Raw genomic sequence first — 19992 nt, forward strand, 5'->3', positions numbered from 1 at the left:
TAGCGTCCTTACGCACCGCCCGTCAGGGCCAAACCCGCAAACCAGCCTCGCCATGAACACAGCACCCGCAAACACAGCCCTTCCGGCCCGTATCTGGCCCACACTGAATTTTTACGCCCGCACCATGGCCATTGTCTTCCGGGCCGCATGGCGGACCCGAAACGGCTATTCCATGGGGCAATGGGCCGAAGACAGCCTGACCTTCCGGCGCGGCTGCGAAGCCTGCGGCCTGCGCTTCCATGTGGAAAATCTGGAAGCCTTCGCCGATCTTCCCGGCCCCTGCGTCATTGTGGCCAACCACATGTCCACTCTGGAGACCTTCATTCTGCCGGGGCTGCTGGCCCCCATCAAACCCGTGACCTTCGTGCTCAAGCGCAGCCTGACCACCTACCCGGTCTTCCGACGCGTCATCAATTCCATCTCGCCCATCGTCGTGGACCGGACCAATCCGCGCGAGGACTTCAAGACGGTCATGGAGGAAGGAACGAAGCGTCTGGGGGCGGGGCTTTCCGTCATCGTCTTTCCCCAGACCACACGCACCATGGAGCTGAACCGCCAGGCCTTCAATTCCATCGGCGTCAAGCTGGCCAAAAAAGCCGAAGTGCCGATTCTGCCCCTGGCTCTCAAAACCGACGCCTGGGGCATAGGCACTCTCTGCAAGGACTACGGCCCCATTCGCCCGGAACTCCCGGCGCGCTTCGCCTTCGGCGTCCCCTTGCATGTTCACGGTTCGGGCAAAAGCGAGCATGAAGAGGTAATGGAGTTCATCCACTGGAAGCTGGCCGGATGGAAGATGCCGTGAAAAAACGGGTGGCCATCCTGTACACCGGCGGCACCATCGGCATGAAGCCCACGCCCGACGGCTACGCCCCCGAGCCCGGGCATCTGAGCAGACTCATGGCCTCCATGCCCGATTTTTCCGCTCCCGAAGTACCCGCCTACATCATCCGGGAATACGAGCCGCTGCTGGATTCCTCCAACATGGGCCCCCGGCACTGGCAGATCATCGCCAGGGATATCGCGAAACTCTACACCGGATTCGACGGATTCATCGTCATCCACGGCACGGACACCATGGCATACACGGCCTCGGCCCTGCCGTTCATGCTGGAAGGGCTGGACAAGCCCGTCATCCTGACCGGCTCCCAGATCCCCTTGTGCGAAATCCGCAGCGACGGCCGGGACAACCTGATCACCGCCCTGATGATCATCGCCCAGGCCCCCGTGCCCGAAGTCTGCCTGTGCTTCGGCAACCGTCTGTTGCGCGGCTGCCGGGCCACCAAGGTGGATGCGGCGGGCTTTCAGGCCTTTGATTCCCCCAACTACCCGGACCTGGGAACTATCGGGGTGACCATCCGTACCCGGCGGCCGTGCGTGCCTCCCGAAACGGCCAGGAAACTGACCATCCATGCCCTGTCCGAAGCCCGTGTAGGCGCGTTGCGGCTCTTCCCCGGCATTTCCGCGGAGCTGGTCGCCAACGTGCTGCGCTCCCCCCTGCAAGGGCTGGTGCTCGAAACGTACGGCATGGGCAACGGCCCTTCGGACGACCGAGAGCTCATGGCCGTCCTCGCCGAAGCCTGCGGCCGGGGCGTGGTTATCGTCAACTGCACGCAATGCCTGCGGGGCGCGGTAAACCAGAGCGGCTACCAGGCCGGGTCCGCTCTGGCCGCCTGCGGCGTGGCGTCCGGAGCGGACATGACCCCGGAAGCGGCTCTGACCAAAATGATTTACCTGTTCAGTCTGGGGCTTCCGCCGGAAGAAATACGCATGCAAATGACCAGGAATCTGCGCGGCGAACTGACCGAAGACGAATCCCTCGAATGCGCCCCACATCTGTGAGCACGGCCGGAGAATATCCCGCTCGCTGCGGCCCTATCTACTGCCTGTTCCTTCACGAGGCACCATGGAGCTGATACGCAGCATCCTCAGCATGATCCGGAGAAATACCAATCAGGCTCCATTGCTGTCCGGCTAAGCGATGCAATCTAGGCTCAGGCCTCATTAATTGTAAAAATCAGGAAAGTTGGTTAGTTGTGCTCAGGGAGGACGTCATGAGCCAACTTTTCTACCTTTCTGCCGAACAACTCGAACGTATCAAGCCCTTCTTTCCACGATCACATGGTATTCCGCGGGTCGATGACCGGAAAGTCATCAGCGGACTCATTTATGTCATCAAACATGGCCTGCAATGGAAAGATGCACCGCGTGAGTATGGCCCGTATAAAACGCTGTACAACCGCTTTTTGCGCTGGAGCCGGATGGGCGTCTTCAACAATATTTTTACCGAATTGGCAAAAACAGCGGGAAAAGATGGACGATTGATGATCGATGCAACCCACCTCAAGGCGCATCGTACCGCCGCAAGCTTACTCAAAAAGGGGCTCTTTCCCGCTGCATCGGACGCACAAAGGGCGGCCTGAACTCCAAACTCCATGCTGTTTGCGACGGTCACGGCAGGCCTCTGGCCATGAAGCTCACAGAAGGCCAGGTAAGCGACTACAAAGGAGCCGCCCTGCTTATGGATGCCATAGATGCTTTGCCCGAGGCCAGAGAGCTGCTGGCGGATCGTGGTTATGACGCCGACTGGTTCCGTGATGCCCTGCGCGCCAGAGGCATTACGCCCTGCATCCCGCCCAGAAGGAGCCGGAAGAGACCCTGCTCGTACGATAACGATCTGTATAAACAGCGGCACAAGATCGAGATCATGTTTGGCAGGATCAAGGACTGGCGCAGAATTGCCATGCGTTATGACCGCTGCGCGCATACCTTCTTTTCAGCTCTGTGCCTCGCGGCTTCCCTCATTTTCTATCTCATTTAATGAGGCCTGAACCTAGATAGTGTCGTCAAACTATGAATAATATGGCAACACCTCTTCATGTATGACAGGAGGGGCTATGTACGCACATCGACGACACGATATTTCTGACAGAGTTTGGGAAAACATACAGGCGCATCTCCCTGGCAAAAAGGGGAGCGTTGGTCACCCGGCCGGAGACAACAGGCTGTTTATTAACGCGGTGTTCTGGATATTGCGGACGGGAGCGCCATGGCGTGATCTGCCTCCTGACCTTGGGGACTGGAAAAATACCCATCGCCGGTTTTGCCGTTGGCGTGACCGGGGTGTTTGGGAAAAACTCCTTGAAGTGCTCATGGTTGAGCCTGACTATGAGTGGCTGATGATTGATGCGAGCCATTGCAAAGTGCATCCCCATGCTGCCGGAGCGGTTGGCGGCAATCAGGCGATGAGCCGTACAAGAGGGGGCTCAACACCAAAATACATCTGGCCGTGGATGCGCATGGTATGCCGCTCAGAGTTGCTGTTACAGAAGGTACCAGAGCTGATTGCAAGGAAGCGTGCGCATTGATTGACGGCTTGAGCGCGGAGATGCTTTTGGCTGATCGCGGATATGACAGCAATGAACTTATAGACAAGGCTGTTGAGTCCGGCTGCCAGCCCGTCATCCCGCCCAGAAAAAATCGCAGGGAGCAACGCGATTATGACAGAGAACTATACCGTGTACGGCACTTGGTCGAGAATGCCTTTCTTCACCTCAAGAGATGGCGTGGCATCGCCACGCGTTATGCAAAACGAAGCCTCTCCTTCCTTGCCGCCGTGCAAATCAGGTGTATCTCATTGTGGGCAGAAATAATTTGACGATACCATCTAGGCGTCTTCAAAACCGTCTCCGTCCTGCAAGATTTCTCCAGCCCTCCATTTCCCTCGCCAGCCAAAATTCGCGCGCCCCCTGACATGTCCGAGGGCGGTCCTGCCCCCCGGCCTTTCGTGCACAGGTCGCGTATTTTCCTCCTCACGGCCCGGTCACAACCAGTCCGCTCCAGGCGGGCAGACCAGCAGCGCATCCGCGCCCCTCATCGATGAATCAATCGTCAAAAACATGTTCGCCGTGCAGAAATTTCCCGATACGGCCGGACGTCTCTTGAAGGAAAACAGCCTTCGAAAACATGTATCCCGCCCGATACAAGCCAGTCCTCACTTTCCAGCCTGCATGAGAATCACTTCAGCCGCCGGAGACAGTTGAGCGCATTTATTGCATACGCTTTCCCTGCGAAACATGTCCGCGCCGGTTCTGAACTTTTTTGCCTATCCGGGCGGGACGGTTTCCGCATATTTTCCCCAGGCCATGTGTCAACAAATCTTCACGCATAAACGAGAAAGCCCATGTTCACCTCGATCCGTACGAAGCTGCTGCTCTCATTCTTCACGACAATCCTTGTCACGACGTGTGTATTGTGTGTTGTCGTCGGTGTGGCCAGCAGGGAATCGGCCATTGAAACCTTCTACGCCTCGTCCCTGAAAGAAATGAGGCTCATCGAAAGCGCCATCGATATATTCTTTGACGGCGCCAGGGAAAGCATTGCCGTTCTTTCAAAAGCGCCTGCAGTGCGCGCCGCGGACGACTCCATCACTTCCTACGCCGGTACGCAGACGGCAGGTCGTGGGGAGAACTCCGCCAAAGGGCGCACGGAACTGGCGATGAAAGAGCTTTTCTCGCTGTTGCAGGGAGGACACCCCGAATACGCGGAAATCTACATGGGCACCAAATGGGGCGGGTACGCCTCCTCCTCGGACAGTGACATACCCTCCGGGTTCGACCCCCGAGTCCGGCCCTGGTACAGGCAGGCCATGAGCGCTCCGGGGCAGGTGGTGCTGTCTCCGGCTTATCTGTCCTGGACGGGCAGCCCCGTGGTGGCCTGCGCCATGACGGTCCAGAACGCGGAGCAGGAAACGGTCGGCTGCGTGTCCATCGATGTCAGCCTGCACTCCCTCACGGAACTGATTCACAATACACCCCTCGGGGAAACGGGCTATGTGCTTCTGGTGCAGGGGGACGGCACCATTCTGGCCAATCCCAAGCACGCAAAAATGAACATGAAGAAGATGAGCGAGACCGGCGTGCCCGCGCTGGCGCAACTCCACGCCATGAAGGAAGGGCGGGCCGAAGTGGAGATGGACGGCAAGGCATGGTATGTCCAGATGAGCTCCCTCAAAGGAGTGGACTGGAAGCTGATCGGCGTCATCGAGAAGGACGAGGTTCTGCGGCCCTTCACGTCCATGCTCAAAAATATGCTCCTCGCCGGTCTTGGCGCGACCATCCTCATGTCCGTCCTCACCGCCCTGCTGGGTACCCTGCTGATCAGACCTGTCATCGCCATGACAGCGGCTGTCAGGGAATTCAACGGAGACCTGACCAGGCGGCTGCCGGTCAGCACCAGAGACGAAGTCGGAGAACTGGGCCGCTGGCTGAACCGTTTCTTCGAGCAGCTCGAACGCATGATCAGCGAACTGAGCACCAGAACCAACAGCCTGAAGATTTCCTCCGCCGATCTCAACTCCATGGCCACGCAGCTGGCGGACAACGCGGCCAGCGCGTCCACCCGCACAACCCATGTGGCCGAAGGCGCGGAACGCATGAACGGTAACATGAACTCCGTGGCGGCGGCCAGCGAGCAGGCCTCCACAAATGTCAATACCGTCGCCGCTTCCATGGAGGAAATGACCGCCACGGTCCGGGATATCGCCTCCAACTCGGAAACCGCCCGGGATATCGCCCAGAAAGCGGTGGCCGAAGTCAACGGAACGGCCGAGCGGATCGATCTGCTCGGGAACGCGGTCAATGAAATCGGCAAAGTCACGGAAATGATCACGGAGATTTCGGAGCAGACCAATCTTCTGGCCCTCAACGCCACCATCGAAGCGGCGCGGGCGGGCGAAGCGGGCAAGGGTTTTGCCGTGGTCGCCAACGAAATCAAGGAACTGGCCCGGCAGACGGCCCAGGCCACGGGAGAAATCAGGAGTAAAATCGAGACGATTCAGACCACCACCGGCGATACGGTCCATGAAATCAGCCAGGTTGCCAAAGTTATCGGTGAAGTGAATGAAATCGTCGCCGTCATCGCGGCGGCAGTGGAAGAGCAGTCGGCCACCAGCTTCGAGATCGTGACCAACCTGAAGCAGGCCTCGCAAGGCATTCAGGAAGTCAATGAAAATGTGGCCAACACCACTCTCGTGACCGGAGAAATCTCCGCCGACATCGGGGATGTCAGCCGGAGCGTCCGGCAGGTGCATGACGTCTCCGTACAGGTGAACGCTCAGGCTCAGGACCTGTCCGACCTGTCCGAACGGCTGGAGCGGCTCACCGGACAGTTCAAAACCAGCCCGCCGAGTTTTGACCTCGCCAAGGTCCGGGCCGCACATATGCAGTGGCGTACCCGGCTGGAGGCGGTCATCAACGGCCATCAGGAGGCCGATCCCGACTCCGTGGCTTCCGACCACGAATGCGCCTTCGGCCAGTGGCTGTTCGGACCGGATGGTCAGCAGTTCACGGACAGCCCGCATTATCCCGGACTGGTGGAACACCACAAACGGATACACGACTACGCCCGCCAGATCATGGTCTGCATCCGGAAAAATGAGCAGGACAGGGGCGTGGCCCTGCTGAAGGAAATGGAAAAGACCCGCATGCAGTTCTTTGAAATCCTCGACGCCTTCCATGCCCAAAGCACCTGGAAGGAATCCGCCAACTGAGCGTCCCCCGGCGGCGGATGCGGCCGGGCGGCAAAAGACCGCTGAACACTGAACGCAAAAAGGCCCGCGGTTTTCCACGGGCCTTTTTCTTTTCAGCAACTCCGGGATTACCCGGAGAAGTTCATATGCGCCGGGTTTTTCGTCAATCCCGCACCTCGGGTCCCTTCTGGTACAGATCGGGATCAATGCGCAGCGAGGAGATCAGCTTGCCGGAAAGGGCCATGAGCTTGTACGCGGCGATGTGCTCGTTGACCCTGGCCGTCACCAGCTGGCTGGCGGACTGGAACACTTCGTTCTCGGAATCCAGCACATCGAGCAGGCTGCGCTGGGCAACGCCGAACTGTTCCAGATAAATCCCCCTGGTGCTCCGGTTGAATTCCACGGCGCTCGTATATTCCTGTACCTCATTCAGGGCGGAATGGTACAGCGCCCAAGTGGCCCGGGTTTCATCCGTGACGGCCAGCACCAGATCCTCACGGTCGGACTGGGCCTGCCGCATCCGGGCCCGCGCCGCCTTGACGGCTGCCATGTCCGAACCGCCGTTGAAGAGATTCCAGTTCAGACGCAGCATGGCGGCGTTGGTCATTTTCCACCGGTCCTGATCTTCCACGCCATCCTGATAGGAAGAGGACAGTTCAGCGTAAACATACGGATGGTAATTGGATTTAGCGATGCTCACCCGCTCGCTTTCGGAGTTTATGTCCTCGGCGGCAGCACCAAGCTTGGGATTGCCCGAGGCCGCCTGCGCGGTCATTTCTTCCAGAGTGTTCGGAAGAACTCCCCCCGGATAGGGCTCAAGAGCGATCTTCCCCGGAAAAACGCCGGTCAGGCGCTGATAGTCGGAGAGGGCGGCCTGAAGGCTGGCGTGAGCCTTGGAGAGAGAAGCCTGAGCCATGGCCAGCCGGGCCTGGGTCTGCTTCACGTCGGCGGCGCTGCCCGCTCCGCCCTTTTCCCGCTCCTGCAGGGAAGAAAGGATGGACTTGTGGGCCTGGGCGTTTTCTTCGGCCAGAGCCAGCAGTTCCCGCTGCCGGTACACTTCCAGATTGGCGATGATGGCGTCCAGCGCCAGGGATTCGGCGTTATCCAGAACCCGGTGGTCAAGAGAAGCCAGACGGGTCTTGTCCAGACGCACCTGTCCGAATCCGTCCCCGCCGTCGTACAGACGCTGCGTCAAAACGGCGGACGCTTCGGTACGGCGGTCCCAGTCGTTGTCGCGGTCTTCGGCACGGGTCAATCTGCTGCTGTGGGCATCTGTGCCGATGCCGCCCCGCACATCGATCCGGGGATACCACAGGCCCCTGGATTTTCTCAGATCGTGCTCCACGGCCTCGCGGTTATGCTTGATCATCTCCAGCCGGGGTGCGTACCGGAGCGTATCAACAACAGTCTTATGTATGGTGATCTGGTCCTCCGCCAAAGCGGCTCCGGGCAGCAGATAAGCCAGCACCAGCGCGGTCCCTATTTTTTTCAACATCACAGCCCCCTTGGCAGCAATTTATTAATTAATTTATCATACGTTAATGTACTGTAACAATGGATGATTAGTGTTATCCCAACGGACTCGCGTTCGCAACAAAAAAGACATTTCTGCCCTTTTCATCAGTCACAAAATCCCAAAGCACAAGCCACAATCAAGGTATTTCTCCGTGATACAAAGGCGTCAGCGTCAGCGTGGCGGCATCGGTTGAGCCGTCCGAGTCGGTTATCTGATACGTGATCTTGTCTCCGCCGTCCTGGGAGCTGTCGTGCACAGAGATATGCTTCAGATAAAAGGACGAGGAATAACCCCCAATCCAAGGCATCACGCCACCGTTGGCACTACTGTCCGCCCACTGATCCTCGGTGGGCATGGCCCTGATGCCGACATGCGAGGCGACAACAGGCTGACCGTTCACCTGGAAGAATCGCACCGCATTGGATGTGAAGTCCCCAACGAGAAAAAACTGTCCGCCATTGTCGTCCGTACCGATCAGATTGCCATTCTGGTCGTAAAGATCCAGTACAAACTGGCCGCCTTTTCCATAACCGGGAGCCTCGTTTGGAGCCAAGCCGAGCTTGATGGCTCCATGCTTTCCGCCCAGATCAACAATAAGCGATTGGTCCTGGATACCAAGATGTGGAAGGTTAAAAAGAAAATCAATGGCCGCCATAGGGTCGACAGTGGGATCTTCATCTTGCACACCCAACCCATTGGGCCCATTATGTAATCCTCCCGTAAAGTTGCTAGACAAATCCTGCGCTGGGCTGAGGTCGTTTACGCCGTCCGCCTTGATATTCAGCTGCGATATATCTGTGTGCGTCACAGAATCATAAAGTGTCTTCCATGAGTTGGAATCAGACACGACCTTGTATGTATAGTGTCCGTTGGCATCATCCCAACGAAACTGGTTTCCAGAAGCCAAGGTTTGCCATTCACCGATTTTGAGGCCATCAAATCCAGGGGTTGTCCCTTCTTCTCCATCATGCCAGCCCCCGACTCTCAAAGGCGTGTCTTTGCTGGGATCATCCGCACCCCCCGCCCCCATGCCGGTAATAACGTTGCCTCGCACCTCAATCTCGGGAGCCGTCACTGAAAAACGATGCAGATCATCATTGGCCACAGGCTTGGTATCCTCGACGGTGACGGTCAGCGTGGCAGTGTCAAAGTCTCCATCCCTGTCGACCAAAGTATATTCAAACCGCTCAGTGATCACTCCGTTTGAATGATCCAGGTGGTCCGGCGGCGTGTATGTATACTCGCCTGTCCGGAAATTGAATTCCAGTGTTCCGCCTTCCATCGTATTGAATGTCTGGATTGGCTGACCGGAATTAAACACATGCGTCACACCGTCGACCTTGATCTCCGTGATTGTGGCGTCATCCACAACAGTATCATTGCCCAGCACAGTGCCGGAAACGGGAGATGCGCCTTCTTTAACAGTGTTGTCATCGGGGCGCGCCACCGGAGCGGCATCCGCCACGTTGATCGTCAGCGTGGACGAATGCGTGCCCCCGCCGCTATCCGTAAGGATATAATTAAATACTTCCGGCAAGGGATCGGAGCCCGAATGGTCCGCACTGGAAGGCGGAGTATAGGTGTAATCCCCGTTGGCCTTGATCTCCAGCACCCCACCCATGGGAGTGTTGATGACAAGCGTTCCGTTCTGCGGCACCGGCTGTCCGCCAACACTGGTCAGCACCGTGCCGGTGAGGGTATCGTTCGTGAAGAGGTTTCCTCGAACAGGCGGGTCACCTTCCGTGACATTCTCCACGTCCGGCAGTACCTCCGGCGCGGGAGGTTGCGGCGGAACAGGAGGCTGCGGCGCGGGAGGCTCGGGTTGCGGCACAACATCCGTCACATCAATGGTCAGAGTGGATTGGGCTACGTCCCCGTCGCGGTCAAGGAGAGAATAATTGAACACTTCCCGCGCAAAGGTCCCGCCTGCCGGATCGACATTGGCCGGGGGCGTATAGGTGTAATCGCCATTGCTCTGGATCCTGAGCACACCGCCCAAAGGCGTATTGATAACAAGCACCCCGCTTCCATCAAATGTTTTGCCGTCGAAGGTGGCCAGAGCCGCCCCGTCCGCGAGGATGTCGTTGCCCAGGATGTTTCCGGAAACGGCGCTCCCGCCCTCCGGGACCGTATTGTGGTCGGGAGAAGCCGTTGGAGCCGTATCCGTCACATCGATGGTCAACGTGGACGAGTATTCTCCGCCATCGGTATCGCGCAGGACATAGTTGAATACTTCCTGCAAAGACTCGGACGCCGAGTGGTCCGCACTGGCCGGCGGCGTATAGGTGTAGTCACCGTTGCTCTGGATTCTGAGCACACCGCCAAGGGGTGTGGTAATGATCAGAACGCCACTGGCGTCAAACGTTCTGCCATCGAAAGAGGTCAGGGTCGCGCCGTTGGCAAGAATATCGTTGCTCAGAATATTCCCGGAAACGGCGCTTCCGCCCTCCGGAACAGTATTGTGATCGGGCGAAGCGGCCGGATCCGCCCCCGTCACGCTGATGGTCAGCGTGGAGGAAGATTCGTCTCCGTCAACATCGCGCAGGCCATAGCTGAACACATCTTCCAGCCCGGCCGAAGGATCTGCCCCGGCGGGTGGCGTGTAGGTGTAGTCGCCGTTCCGGCTGATGACCAGCGTTCCGCCGATATCTGTGACAATGGTGATGGTGCCGTCAGGACCGAATTCCCGCCCGCCGACATGCACAAGAGTCGCACCGTCGGCCAGGGTATCGTTCCCCAGAATATTTCCGGTGACAGGAGCCCCGCCCTTGGGCACGGAATTGGTATCCGGCCTTGCCACCGGCTCGGTGTCAAGAATGTCCAGAGTCAATGTGCCCGTGCTCGTGCCGCCGGGGCCGTCTAGGGTGTGTTTGCAAACTATTTGATCCAAATCATTGAAGCTGCCAGGTAAACGAAAGAAAGAAAAGTCTGGGCAAGCTTTTCATAACGTGTTGCCACTCTGCGGTACTCTTTGATTTTACTGAAAAAGCATTCAACAAGGTGCCGTTCCTTATAAAGATGCCGATCATACCGACGAGGTGTTTTACGATTTGAGCGTGGAGGAATAACTACGGTACAGCCTTTTGCTTCAAGGAGTTGAACCAATGGCTCGCTGTCATAACCTTTATCGGCAATAACAGTACAATTGCAAACCCCTTCGAGTAATTGTGGCGCAACACTGACATCCGCACATTCACCTCCTGTAAGGAAAAACGATACAGGATTGCCGAGCGCGTCTACCTGTGCATGCAGCTTGGAGGTAAAACCTCCGCGACTGCGGCCCAGAGCTTGTCTGTGCTGCCCCCTTTTGCGCCAGCCGAATGTTTGTGGGCATGGATGTACGTACCGTCAATCATCACCGCTTCGAGATCGGGGTCAGACGCCAGAGCGAGAAAGACTGCTTTCCAGGATCCTTTTATCTGCCAACGCCGAAAGCGGGAATACACGGCATTCCATGACCCATACTCTTTCGGCAGGGCCCTCCAGGGAGCCCCGGTGCGCAGCAGCCAGATGATTGCATTTATGAATGTTCGTTTATCTTTGGCCGGACGGCCGCCTTTGGGCGAACCCTCAAGCGGCAGAACGGGCTCAAGCCGTTGCCAGGTTTCATCGGAAATATCGGTATAACACATGTCCAAAAGCTACACCAAACCACGCTGGTTATAAAGTTTGCAAACACACCCTAGAGTGTAGACAAATTCCTCGGGCAGAGAATCGCCGCCGGAATGGTTGAGAGATCCGGGCGAGACGTAGGAAAACGCGCCCGTGAGAAAATCCACGGTCAGTTCGCCGCCCCGCGCCGAATCAATGGTCAGAACGGATTGCCCGGCTTCGGGCGTGTATGTGACGCCGTTATGCGTGACAGAGGCGAGAGACGCGCCGTTCAGGGTATCGTTGGCCAGAAAATTGCCCGTCGTGGTGACGCCGCCCTCATATACCGACGCGCTGCCGCCGGCAGCGTTGGGCGCAAGTCCGGACGCGTCCGTTCCGCGGGCTCCGTCAGGGTCGTTCTGGCGCTCGAAGAGAAACTGCCGGGGGTCCAGCCCATCCAGCTTGTACACCCCCGGAATGGTCTGGCCGGGGTCGTCCTGGTATTCGCCCACACCGCTTCCCTGCCCACCGCCATCGGCATCCGGGCCGGCGGCCGGCTCGACATCGCCGCCGCTCAAAGAAGCCAGATATTCCTGAACATTCAGCACCGTGCCGTCGGCAAGAACGATGTTCGGCAAGGGAGCGGTCCCCAGTTCCGTAAAATCGAGAACGATCTGCCCGCCATCGGGAAATGAAAAGGCAATCTGCCGCCCGTCGGCCTGAATGTCGGCCGTACTCAGATCAATATCAAGCACGACATCCTGACCCTGCTCCACCCGGACAAGCATACGCTGTCCCGGTTCCGGCCGGGTCGTGATTCTTTTTTGAGCCATAGTGTTTCCTCCTTCATCCGTCGTCAGGCCGCCGCCTGATTACCGCCAGTCATGTCAGGCTGTTATTCCTCTCCCACCTGCTCCGCATTCTGCGTTTTTGCGGCGTACGCAGCCGCGCCGCATGCTCTGAACTTTTGGAGGATTTAATTGCCTGCTACCTCTTTGCAGTCCGGTATGTTGCCATCATACTTCAGGGTCAAGTATGAAAAATAAAAAAGCCCGCCAAACGGCGGGCTTGTACGTCAAACCGGGACAAAGGCGTTATATTACTGACGGCGGCGGACCAGGGCCAGACCAGCCAGGCCGGAGCCCAGAAGCCACACTGCGGCAGGCACCGGAACAGCGGCAGGAGTGAAGGCCATGTTCCCATAAGCCCAGCCACTTCTGTCCCCGTTGGGACCAAACAGAATCTTCCGGAAGGAGGTAATGTCTCTGCCATGAATAGTGAACGCCTGATAAAGACCACCATTAAGAGCATACAGCTTGTAATTGAATTCCTCAGTACGGCCCATATCGTCGAATATTTTGACCCACAAGTCCTCAGCCTGATGTTGCCACACAGCGTTAATGACACCGACCGTGAAGGTAAAGGCGTTCGCGGCCTGACTCAGGGTAATCCCTACAGGTCCCTGAGCACCCTGCCCATTCGCATAATTGCCTATAAATTTGGTATCGAAATACTGGCCTCCGCCATTGGTCACTTGCAAGGCACCATGGTCACCTCCAACCAATTCACCTGCGGAGTTGAATCCCACTCCGATCCGGGCGTTGCCCGCGTCTACGATGCCTGAGTACGAGCCATAATCCGGCAGATTGATCGACATGGCGGCAAAACCGGTACCGGTGAAAAGCAGCAAGCTCAAAACGGCAGCCATGGCCATTGTTCTCATAAACCCCTCCTGATCAGGACAAAATCTGTCCACTGTATTTTTCAAAAATATTTTTTTGACATACCCCTAAAAAAAGGCTGGTCAAGCATGATTATATGTCTCACACTTTTGTGTGGCGCAAGACATGTTCCGGCGGCAGACGGATAACCCCATACCGGCCGGAAAATCCCAGCAGGACAGGCCGTCATATTTTTTGCACGTCAATATTCTGTTTCCGGATAGCCTCTCCGCCGCCCGGAATGTTATTCTTGCAAGAGGCAAGCCGCGGGCATAATCTTGGAAGATATTCCCGACTCCCAAGAGAAGTACAGCAATACATGCATTCATTATGAGCGATACCCAGACACCGGCAAAATCTTCTATCAGGGTGAGCGTAACCCAGGATCAGGCCATCCCCCGGTCCGCAGCCGATTGCGCCTCGTCCACCCCTCCGCTTCTGGGATGCCTGTCCATCGTCTCCAGACTCATGGGCAAGCCGGTCAGCGTCACGGCCCTGGAAACAGGCCTGCCCCGCACCCAGAACGGCCCCACGGCATATGCCTGCATCCGCACGGCCCGCCGCGAAGGACTGGACACCCAGATCGTGCACAAACCACTGGAGAAAATCCCGGCCCTCAATCTGCCCTGTATCCTGCTCCTTCAGGGCGAAAACGCCTGCGTGCTGACAGAACTGCGCAAGGATTCGGCCCGCATCATCATGCCCGAAAATCCGGACGCACCATTCGAGACGCCCCTGGAAAAACTTCTGGAAAGCTACAGCGGGCATGCCGTCTTCGCCCGGCCCAAGGCAGAACTGGAATCCTGGACCAGGGAACTCAAAATCTTCGACACCAAAGCGTGGTTCTGGGGTACCATCCTGCATTTTCTGCCCATCTACCGGCACGTGATCCTGGCCTCGGTGTTCATCAATATCCTGGCTATCGCCTCGCCCGTATTCACCATGAACGTCTACGACCGGGTGGTGCCCAACAACGCCCTGGAAACCCTGTGGGTTCTGGCCGTCGGCGTGGCCGTGGCCTTTTTCTTCGATTTCGCCCTGCGCAATCTGCGCGGCTATTTCGTGGACGTGGCCGGGCGTAACGCCGACATCCTCGTGGCCAGCAAGCTCATGAGCCACGTCCTGTCCATGCGCATGGACCACAAGCCCGGATCCACGGGTGCGCTGGTCAACAACATCCGGGAGTTCGACTCCCTGCGCGAATTTTTCAGCTCCACCACCCTGCTGGCCATGGTGGACCTGCCTTTTCTCGTCCTGTTCATTTTGGCCATCGCCGTCATCGGAGGCCCCGTGGCCGCCATCCCGGCCGTGGGCGCACCCATCGTCATCCTCGTCGGGCTGCTGGTTCAGGGGCCGCTCAAGCACTTCATCGAGACCGGCTACAGGGAGTCCACCCAGAAAAACGCCCTGCTGGTGGAGGCCGTCAGCGGTCTGGAAACCCTGAAGACCACCCGGGCCGAGGGCCCCATGCTCGGCCGCTGGGAACAGATCGTCGGACAAGGGGCCAAGTCGTCCATCCGCTCCAAGGCCATCAGCACCTTTTCCCTGACCTTCACCCAGTTCGCCACCCAGATCGTGTACGCCGGCGTCATCATCTGGGGCGTGTACCGCATCGCCGAAGGGCAGATGACCACGGGCGGCCTCATCGCCTGCTCCATTCTGGTGGGCCGGGCCATGAGCCCTCTGGGAGCGGTGGCCGCCATGCTGACCCGGTTGCAGCAAAGCCGCATGGCCCTGAAGAATCTGGACGTGCTCATGCAAATTCCCGGGGAACGGCCGGAAGAGGTGCGCCACACCGCGCAGCGTGACCTCAAGGCCAGCATCGCCTTCGAGGACGTGAGCTTCAAATATCCGGGAGCCCTGACCAACAGCCTGTCCCATGTCAGCCTGCACATCGCCCAGGGCGAGCGGGTGGCTATTCTGGGCAAGATGGGCTCGGGCAAGACCACCCTGGGCAAGCTTGTCACCGGCCTGTACACGCCACAGCGCGGCGCGGTGAAGGTCGGCGGACTGGACATCCGCCAGATGGACCCGGCCGACCTGAGGGCTAAAATCGGCTACATGGCCCAGGACAACTTCCTTTTTCAGGGCACCGTACGCGAAAACATCACTCTGGGCGCGCCCCAGGCCGGGGACCAGGCCCTGTTCAAGGCTGCGGCCATCGCCGGAGTGACGGATTTCATCAGAAGCAATCCGGCCGGATTCAATCTCCAGGTGGGCGAGCGGGGGCTCAGCCTGTCCGGCGGACAGCGTCAGGCCATAACCATCGCCCGCGCCCTGCTTCTGAACCCGGATATCGTCATTCTGGACGAGCCGAGCAGTTCCATGGACATGGGCGTGGAGGCCATCCTCAAACTCCGCCTGACCTCGGCCCTGCAGGGCAAGACCCTCGTCCTCGTCACCCACCGGCCCACCCTTTTGTCTCTGGTCTCCCGCGTCATCGTGCTGGACGAAGGGCGCATCGTCGCCGACGGCCCGCGCGACAAGGTGCTGGGCGAGCTGCAGAAAAACCCCGGCGGAGGCGGAAATGCGTAAACGCCGCTATTCCGAAGAAGAACTGGGATTCATGAGCGAAGTGGACGCCGCCATGTACAACCGTGGCCGCGGCGGCGCTTATGTGCTGTCTCTGACCATCTGTCTGTTCCTGGCCTCTTTTCTGGTCTGGGCGCATTTCGCCGTACTGGATGAAGTGACCAGAGGCATGGGACAGGTCATTCCCTCCCAGCGGGTGCAGGTCATCCAGAATCTGGAAGGCGGCATTCTGGAAGAGACCCTGGTGCGGGAAAACCAGATCGTGGAAAAAGGGGACATTCTGGTGCGCATCAGCAATGAATTGGCCCAAAGCACCCTCAAGGACATGGCCAGCCAGGCCCTGACCCATCAGGGGGCCATCACCCGGCTGCACGCCGAGGCCACCGGAACCGATCCCGATTTCTCGGAAGAACTGAAGACCAAGGCCCCCAAAGTCATCACGGACCAGATGGCCATTTACCGGGCCCGCATGGATCAGCTCGAACAGGAGCTGAAAATCCTGCGCAGTCAGCACACCCAGCGGGTCCAGGAAGCCAGCGAGATGAACATCCGCCGCAACCAGGTGGCCAACGACCTGAAGCTGGCCCAGGAGCAGCTCAATATCGCCAGGCCGCTCATGGAGAAAAACGTGTACCCGCGGGTGGAGTACCTGAGTCTCGAACGCACGGTCAGCTCGTTGCGCGGCGACCTGCAAACCCTGAACGTGAGCATTCCCCGCACCCAGCAGGCGGCCCAGGAATTCAAGGAACGCCAGAATCAGAGGCTGGCCGAATTCAAGGCCCAGGCCCTTCAGGAAATGAACCAGCATCAGGTGGAGCTCAACTCCAAGCTCCACGCTCTGTCGGCGGGACAGGACCGGGTCACCCGCACCGATGTGCGCAGCCCCGTGCGGGGCACGGTCAAGCAGGTCATCCTCAATACCGCGGGCGGTGTGGTCAAGCCGGGCGAGCCCATTCTGGAAATCCTGCCCCTGGACGACACCCTGCTCATCGAGGCCAACATCAAGCCTGCGGACATCGCCTTTCTGCATCCGGGACAGAAGGCCATGATCAAGATCACGGCCTACGATTTCTCCATTTACGGCGGTCTGGAAGGGTCCGTGGAGCAGATCAGCGCGGACACCATCGAAAACCAGAAAGGCGAGAGCTTCTACAAGGTGAAACTGCGCACCCAGGCGGCGGCCATCACCTACCGGGGCGAGACGCTGCCCATCATTCCGGGCATGACCGCCAGCGTGGACATTCTGACCGGCAAGAAGAGCGTGCTGGATTATCTGCTCAAGCCCATTCTGAAAGCCCGGCAAAACGCCTTGCGGGAGCGGTAAGGCATTGCGGGCGGCCGTGCCGGTTCTTGCGGCGCTTCTGGTGGCGGGCCTCTTTTTTCCTGCGCGGGCCTGGCCGGACATGGCGTCCATGCGTCTGTTCCAGAGCGCGTCCTTCCGGGGAAACTTCGACGCTTTGCCGAAATGGAAGCGGGTGCTCAAAAAAGCCGAAGGAGAAATCAGGCGTTTTCAGACCTGCTCCGGCCAGTGTCCGCCGGGCGCGTCCAGCTGGCGGCGGATCATGGCCCGTGCGCGGGACCGGCAGCCTCTGGAGCAGATCAGAATGGTCAACGAATTCTTCAACAAGTGGCCCTACCGGCTGGATGAAGAAGCCTACGGCGTTTCCGACTGGTGGGCCACGCCGCAGGAATTTCTCAAGATATCGGGAGACTGCGAGGACTACGCCATCATCAAGTACTTCGCCCTGCGGGAACTGGGCTTTGCTCCCGGCGCGCTGCGCATCGTGGTGCTCAAGGACCGCATCCGCAACATCGGGCACGCCGTGCTGGCGGTGTTTCTGGACGGCGAGGTCCATGTGCTGGACAACATGACCGACATGGTCTTCCCGCACACCAAGTACCGGCACTACGTCCCGCAGTATTCCCTGAACGAGACGACCCGCTGGAACCATATTCCCCTGGCCAAGAAACCCTAATGGAGACGGGCACATGACAACATCGAAAAACGCCGGTTCAAGCGGTGGAAAATCCGAACTGATCATGGGCGCGGCCATCATCGCCCTGATCTTCGCCGCCCTCATGACCTGGGTGGGATGGAGCATCCGGACCAAACAGGCGGAACTGAACGAGCAGATCCGGGAGCGCCTGGAGCTTCTGGCAAGAGGCCGGACCGAGGTGTTCACATCCTGGCTCTCCGGCCTGGAGCAACAAAGCGAACGCCTTATCTCGTCGGATCTGTTCCGCCTGTACGCCACGGACATGGACCTCATCGACGCCGACCCCGGCTTTCTGATCACCGGAGCCATCCCCGAAGGCCGGGAGCACGACCAGATGGCCCAGCTGGCCGACCAGTTCCCCCTCATGCACCGGACCTTCGCGGATTTCACCACCTTCGCCGGGTTCCTGTCCGGACGCATCGTGCACCGCAGCGGACAATCCTATATCGGCTCCGACTCCCGGCTGCAGCCCCTTTCACCGCAGCAGGCGGCTTCCGTCAAGAAAACCTTCGCCGCCCCCATGACGCATTTTTCCAGCCTGCGCCAGGAAGACACGGGCCTCGTGCTGGATATGTTCGTTCCCATCATATCCACGGCACAGGATGAGAAAAAGGCCGCTGCCGTGGTCATGCTGACCAAGAGCGCCAACACCGCCGTAACATCCGTTCTTTCCAACACTCCGCTTTCGGCCAGCGGCGAACGGACCAGAATCATGCAGACAGCCGGAGCCGGATTCCAGGAAATTGTCCCCTGGCAGCCCGGAGGAACGGCCCCGCTGGTCATGCCCCTGGCTCTGAACGACGCGAAAGAACTGCCCTTTGCCCGGCGCGGCGGCGCAAACGGCGAAGTCTATTCTCTGGGAGTGAAGCTGCCGGACCTGGACATCTGGATCGTGCAGGAAGTGGACGCCCGGGAGGCCACCCGGACCCTGCAGCAGTACGCCCGCGTTTCCGTGCTCATCGCCACGCTCATCGCTCTGGCCATCAGCCTGCTTTTCGGCCTGATCTGGTGGCGCACCATGGGCAGAAAACACAAAGACACGGCCGAAAGGTTCCGCGCCCTGGCCCAGGAGCTGGAAAAGCAGCGCAATTTTCTGGACTCCATCAACGACACCATTCCCGACTTCATCGCCGTCAAAAATCTGGACGGCGCCTATACTTACGCCAATCCAGCCCTGGCGGAAGGCGTGGGCAGAGCAGAGGAAGAGATTCACGGCATGGACGATGTGGCCCTGTTCGGATTCGACACGGGCAAACGCTTGGAGCAGTCCGACGAAAAAGCGCTGAAAACCGGCGGCCCCGTGACGACCACGGAACGCATCTATCTGAAGTCGCAGCTCCACCACTTCCAGATCACCAAGGTGCCGCTCAGAAACGACCAGGGCGAACCTGAGGGCGTCATCGCCGTGTTCCGGGACATCACGTCCATGATCCAGGCCGAGGAACGCAAACGGCAGGCCGTTTTTCAGACCGTGGAAGCCCTGGTCAAGGCCATCGAGTTCACGGACCCTTACCTGGCCGGACATTCGGCCCTCATGCGCGAGGTGTCTTCGCTGCTGGCCGACAGCCTGCACATGTCCGCCGAGGAGAAATCCACGGTGGAAATCGCCTCCACCCTCTCCCAGATCGGCAAAATCTTCGTGGACAAGGCCGTTCTGACCAAGGCCGAACAGCTTTCCGAGATGGAAAAGGACCTGATTCGCAAGCATGTGGAACATGCGGCGGGCATCCTGCGCCAGATCAATTTCGATCTGCCCGTTTTCGAGGCCGTGGTGCAGATGAACGAACGACTGGACGGCAGCGGATATCCCAAGGGCCTGCACGACGAGGAAATCGGCCTGCACGCCAAGGTGCTGAGCGTAGCCAACAGCTTCTGCGCCATGATCCGTCCCAGAGCCTACCGTCCGGCCATGACCGTGGAACAGGCGCTGGAAAACCTCCAGGCGTCCGAAACGAGTTACGACCGGCGCATTGTGGATGCCCTGCGCGCGGCCATGGACACGGCGCAGGGGGACAAGGTGCTGCAAAAGGCCCGGGAGTGACGGAAGTCCGACAGGAAGAAAAAATTGGCAGGATGTGACAAAAAAGGGGCGCCATGTTGTGCCCCTTG

Annotated in this window: 14 protein-coding genes; 9 read left to right on the forward strand and 5 right to left on the reverse strand. The window is 58.8% G+C overall.

The genetic code is table 11. The features are described from left to right. The first annotated feature begins 52 nt into the window (after positions 1-52). The 5 genes from AXF15_RS03105 (at position 53) to AXF15_RS03135 (ending at position 6547) form a co-directional block, all read left to right on the forward strand. Complete coding sequence (locus AXF15_RS03105) at positions 53-802, forward strand: lysophospholipid acyltransferase family protein (RefSeq protein WP_066603196.1); 750 nt, start codon at positions 53-55, stop codon at positions 800-802. Then, the gene (gene ansA, locus AXF15_RS03110; protein WP_236884813.1) at positions 799-1839 is read left to right on the forward strand and encodes an asparaginase; all 1041 of its coding nucleotides are present in this window, start codon (positions 799-801) and stop codon (positions 1837-1839) included. Before AXF15_RS03105 ends, ansA begins: the two co-directional genes overlap by 4 nt. A 212-nt stretch (positions 1840-2051) precedes the next feature. Beyond that, positions 2052-2818, forward strand: a protein-coding gene (locus tag AXF15_RS13345; protein WP_236884814.1) for an IS5 family transposase whose coding sequence is annotated in 2 segments (ribosomal slippage) — positions 2052-2385 and positions 2385-2818 — 768 coding nt in all. Because the reading frame shifts where the segments join, the coding sequence is not laid out codon by codon here. Positions 2819-2894: 76 nt separating this feature from the next. Then, a protein-coding gene (locus tag AXF15_RS13350) for an IS5 family transposase (RefSeq protein WP_211259002.1) occupies positions 2895-3655 on the forward strand; the annotation gives its coding sequence in 2 pieces (ribosomal slippage) (positions 2895-3252 and positions 3252-3655; 762 coding nt in all). Positions 3656-4180: 525 nt separating this feature from the next. Then, positions 4181-6547, forward strand: a complete 2367-nt coding sequence (locus AXF15_RS03135) for a methyl-accepting chemotaxis protein (protein ID WP_066603206.1) — start codon at positions 4181-4183, stop codon at positions 6545-6547. A gap of 142 nt (positions 6548-6689) precedes the next feature. On the opposite strand, the gene AXF15_RS03140 is transcribed toward AXF15_RS03135, so the two are convergent. From AXF15_RS03140 to AXF15_RS03160, 5 genes are all read right to left on the reverse strand, one after another. Beyond that, complete coding sequence (locus AXF15_RS03140) at positions 6690-8021, reverse strand: TolC family outer membrane protein (protein WP_066603210.1); 1332 nt, start codon at positions 8019-8021, stop codon at positions 6690-6692. 157 nt (positions 8022-8178) lie between these two features. Then, positions 8179-10872, reverse strand: a complete 2694-nt coding sequence (locus AXF15_RS03145; protein WP_066603213.1) for an Ig-like domain-containing protein — start codon at positions 10870-10872, stop codon at positions 8179-8181. Between the two features lie 47 nt (positions 10873-10919). Next, positions 10920-11674, reverse strand: a protein-coding gene (locus AXF15_RS13355; protein ID WP_236884815.1) for an IS5 family transposase whose coding sequence is annotated in 2 segments (ribosomal slippage) — positions 10920-11341 and positions 11341-11674 — 756 coding nt in all. Because the reading frame shifts where the segments join, the coding sequence is not laid out codon by codon here. A 9-nt stretch (positions 11675-11683) separates the two neighbouring features. Next, positions 11684-12466 (reverse strand): hypothetical protein, encoded by a 783-nt coding sequence (locus tag AXF15_RS03155; protein WP_066603220.1) that lies wholly within the window; start codon positions 12464-12466, stop codon positions 11684-11686. 266 nt (positions 12467-12732) lie between these two features. Then, the gene (locus tag AXF15_RS03160; RefSeq protein ID WP_066603222.1) at positions 12733-13356 is read right to left on the reverse strand and encodes a VPLPA-CTERM sorting domain-containing protein; all 624 of its coding nucleotides are present in this window, start codon (positions 13354-13356) and stop codon (positions 12733-12735) included. Between the two features lie 328 nt (positions 13357-13684). Between AXF15_RS03160 and AXF15_RS03165 the strand changes: the two genes are divergently transcribed. The 4 genes from AXF15_RS03165 to AXF15_RS03180 are packed head-to-tail and all read left to right on the forward strand — an operon-like array spanning position 13685 to position 19924. After that, positions 13685-15889 carry a type I secretion system permease/ATPase gene (locus AXF15_RS03165; RefSeq protein WP_066603224.1) on the forward strand — a complete coding sequence of 735 codons (2205 nt, stop codon included), beginning with the start codon at positions 13685-13687 and terminating at the stop codon, positions 15887-15889. Continuing rightward, positions 15882-17210: an HlyD family type I secretion periplasmic adaptor subunit gene (locus tag AXF15_RS03170; RefSeq protein ID WP_066603226.1), complete on the forward strand. Its 1329-nt coding sequence runs from the start codon at positions 15882-15884 to the stop codon at positions 17208-17210. Before AXF15_RS03165 ends, AXF15_RS03170 begins: the two co-directional genes overlap by 8 nt. A 16-nt stretch (positions 17211-17226) precedes the next feature. Continuing rightward, entirely contained in the window at positions 17227-17862 is a 636-nt protein-coding gene (locus tag AXF15_RS03175; RefSeq protein ID WP_236884816.1) for a transglutaminase-like cysteine peptidase, read from the forward strand. 13 nt (positions 17863-17875) lie between these two features. Then, a complete protein-coding gene (locus AXF15_RS03180) occupies positions 17876-19924 on the forward strand; it encodes an HD-GYP domain-containing protein (protein WP_066603233.1) in 2049 nt (682 codons plus the stop codon). Positions 19925-19992: the final 68 nt, after the last annotated feature.

Source organism: Desulfomicrobium orale DSM 12838 (assembly GCF_001553625.1).
GTDB classification, from domain to species: Bacteria; Desulfobacterota; Desulfovibrionia; order Desulfovibrionales; family Desulfomicrobiaceae; genus Desulfomicrobium; species Desulfomicrobium orale.

Coding starts and splice junctions, on each gene's coding strand:
- AXF15_RS03140 (WP_066603210.1), bottom strand. CDS start 8,021: ATGTTGAAAAAAATAGGGACCGCGCTGGTGCTGGCTTATCTGCTGCCC.
- AXF15_RS03180 (WP_066603233.1), top strand. CDS start 17,876: ATGACAACATCGAAAAACGCCGGTTCAAGCGGTGGAAAATCCGAACTG.
- AXF15_RS03135 (WP_066603206.1), top strand. CDS start 4,181: ATGTTCACCTCGATCCGTACGAAGCTGCTGCTCTCATTCTTCACGACA.
- AXF15_RS03155 (WP_066603220.1), bottom strand. CDS start 12,466: ATGGCTCAAAAAAGAATCACGACCCGGCCGGAACCGGGACAGCGTATG.
- AXF15_RS03105 (WP_066603196.1), top strand. CDS start 53: ATGAACACAGCACCCGCAAACACAGCCCTTCCGGCCCGTATCTGGCCC.
- AXF15_RS03170 (WP_066603226.1), top strand. CDS start 15,882: ATGCGTAAACGCCGCTATTCCGAAGAAGAACTGGGATTCATGAGCGAA.
- AXF15_RS03165 (WP_066603224.1), top strand. CDS start 13,685: ATGAGCGATACCCAGACACCGGCAAAATCTTCTATCAGGGTGAGCGTA.
- AXF15_RS03160 (WP_066603222.1), bottom strand. CDS start 13,356: ATGAGAACAATGGCCATGGCTGCCGTTTTGAGCTTGCTGCTTTTCACC.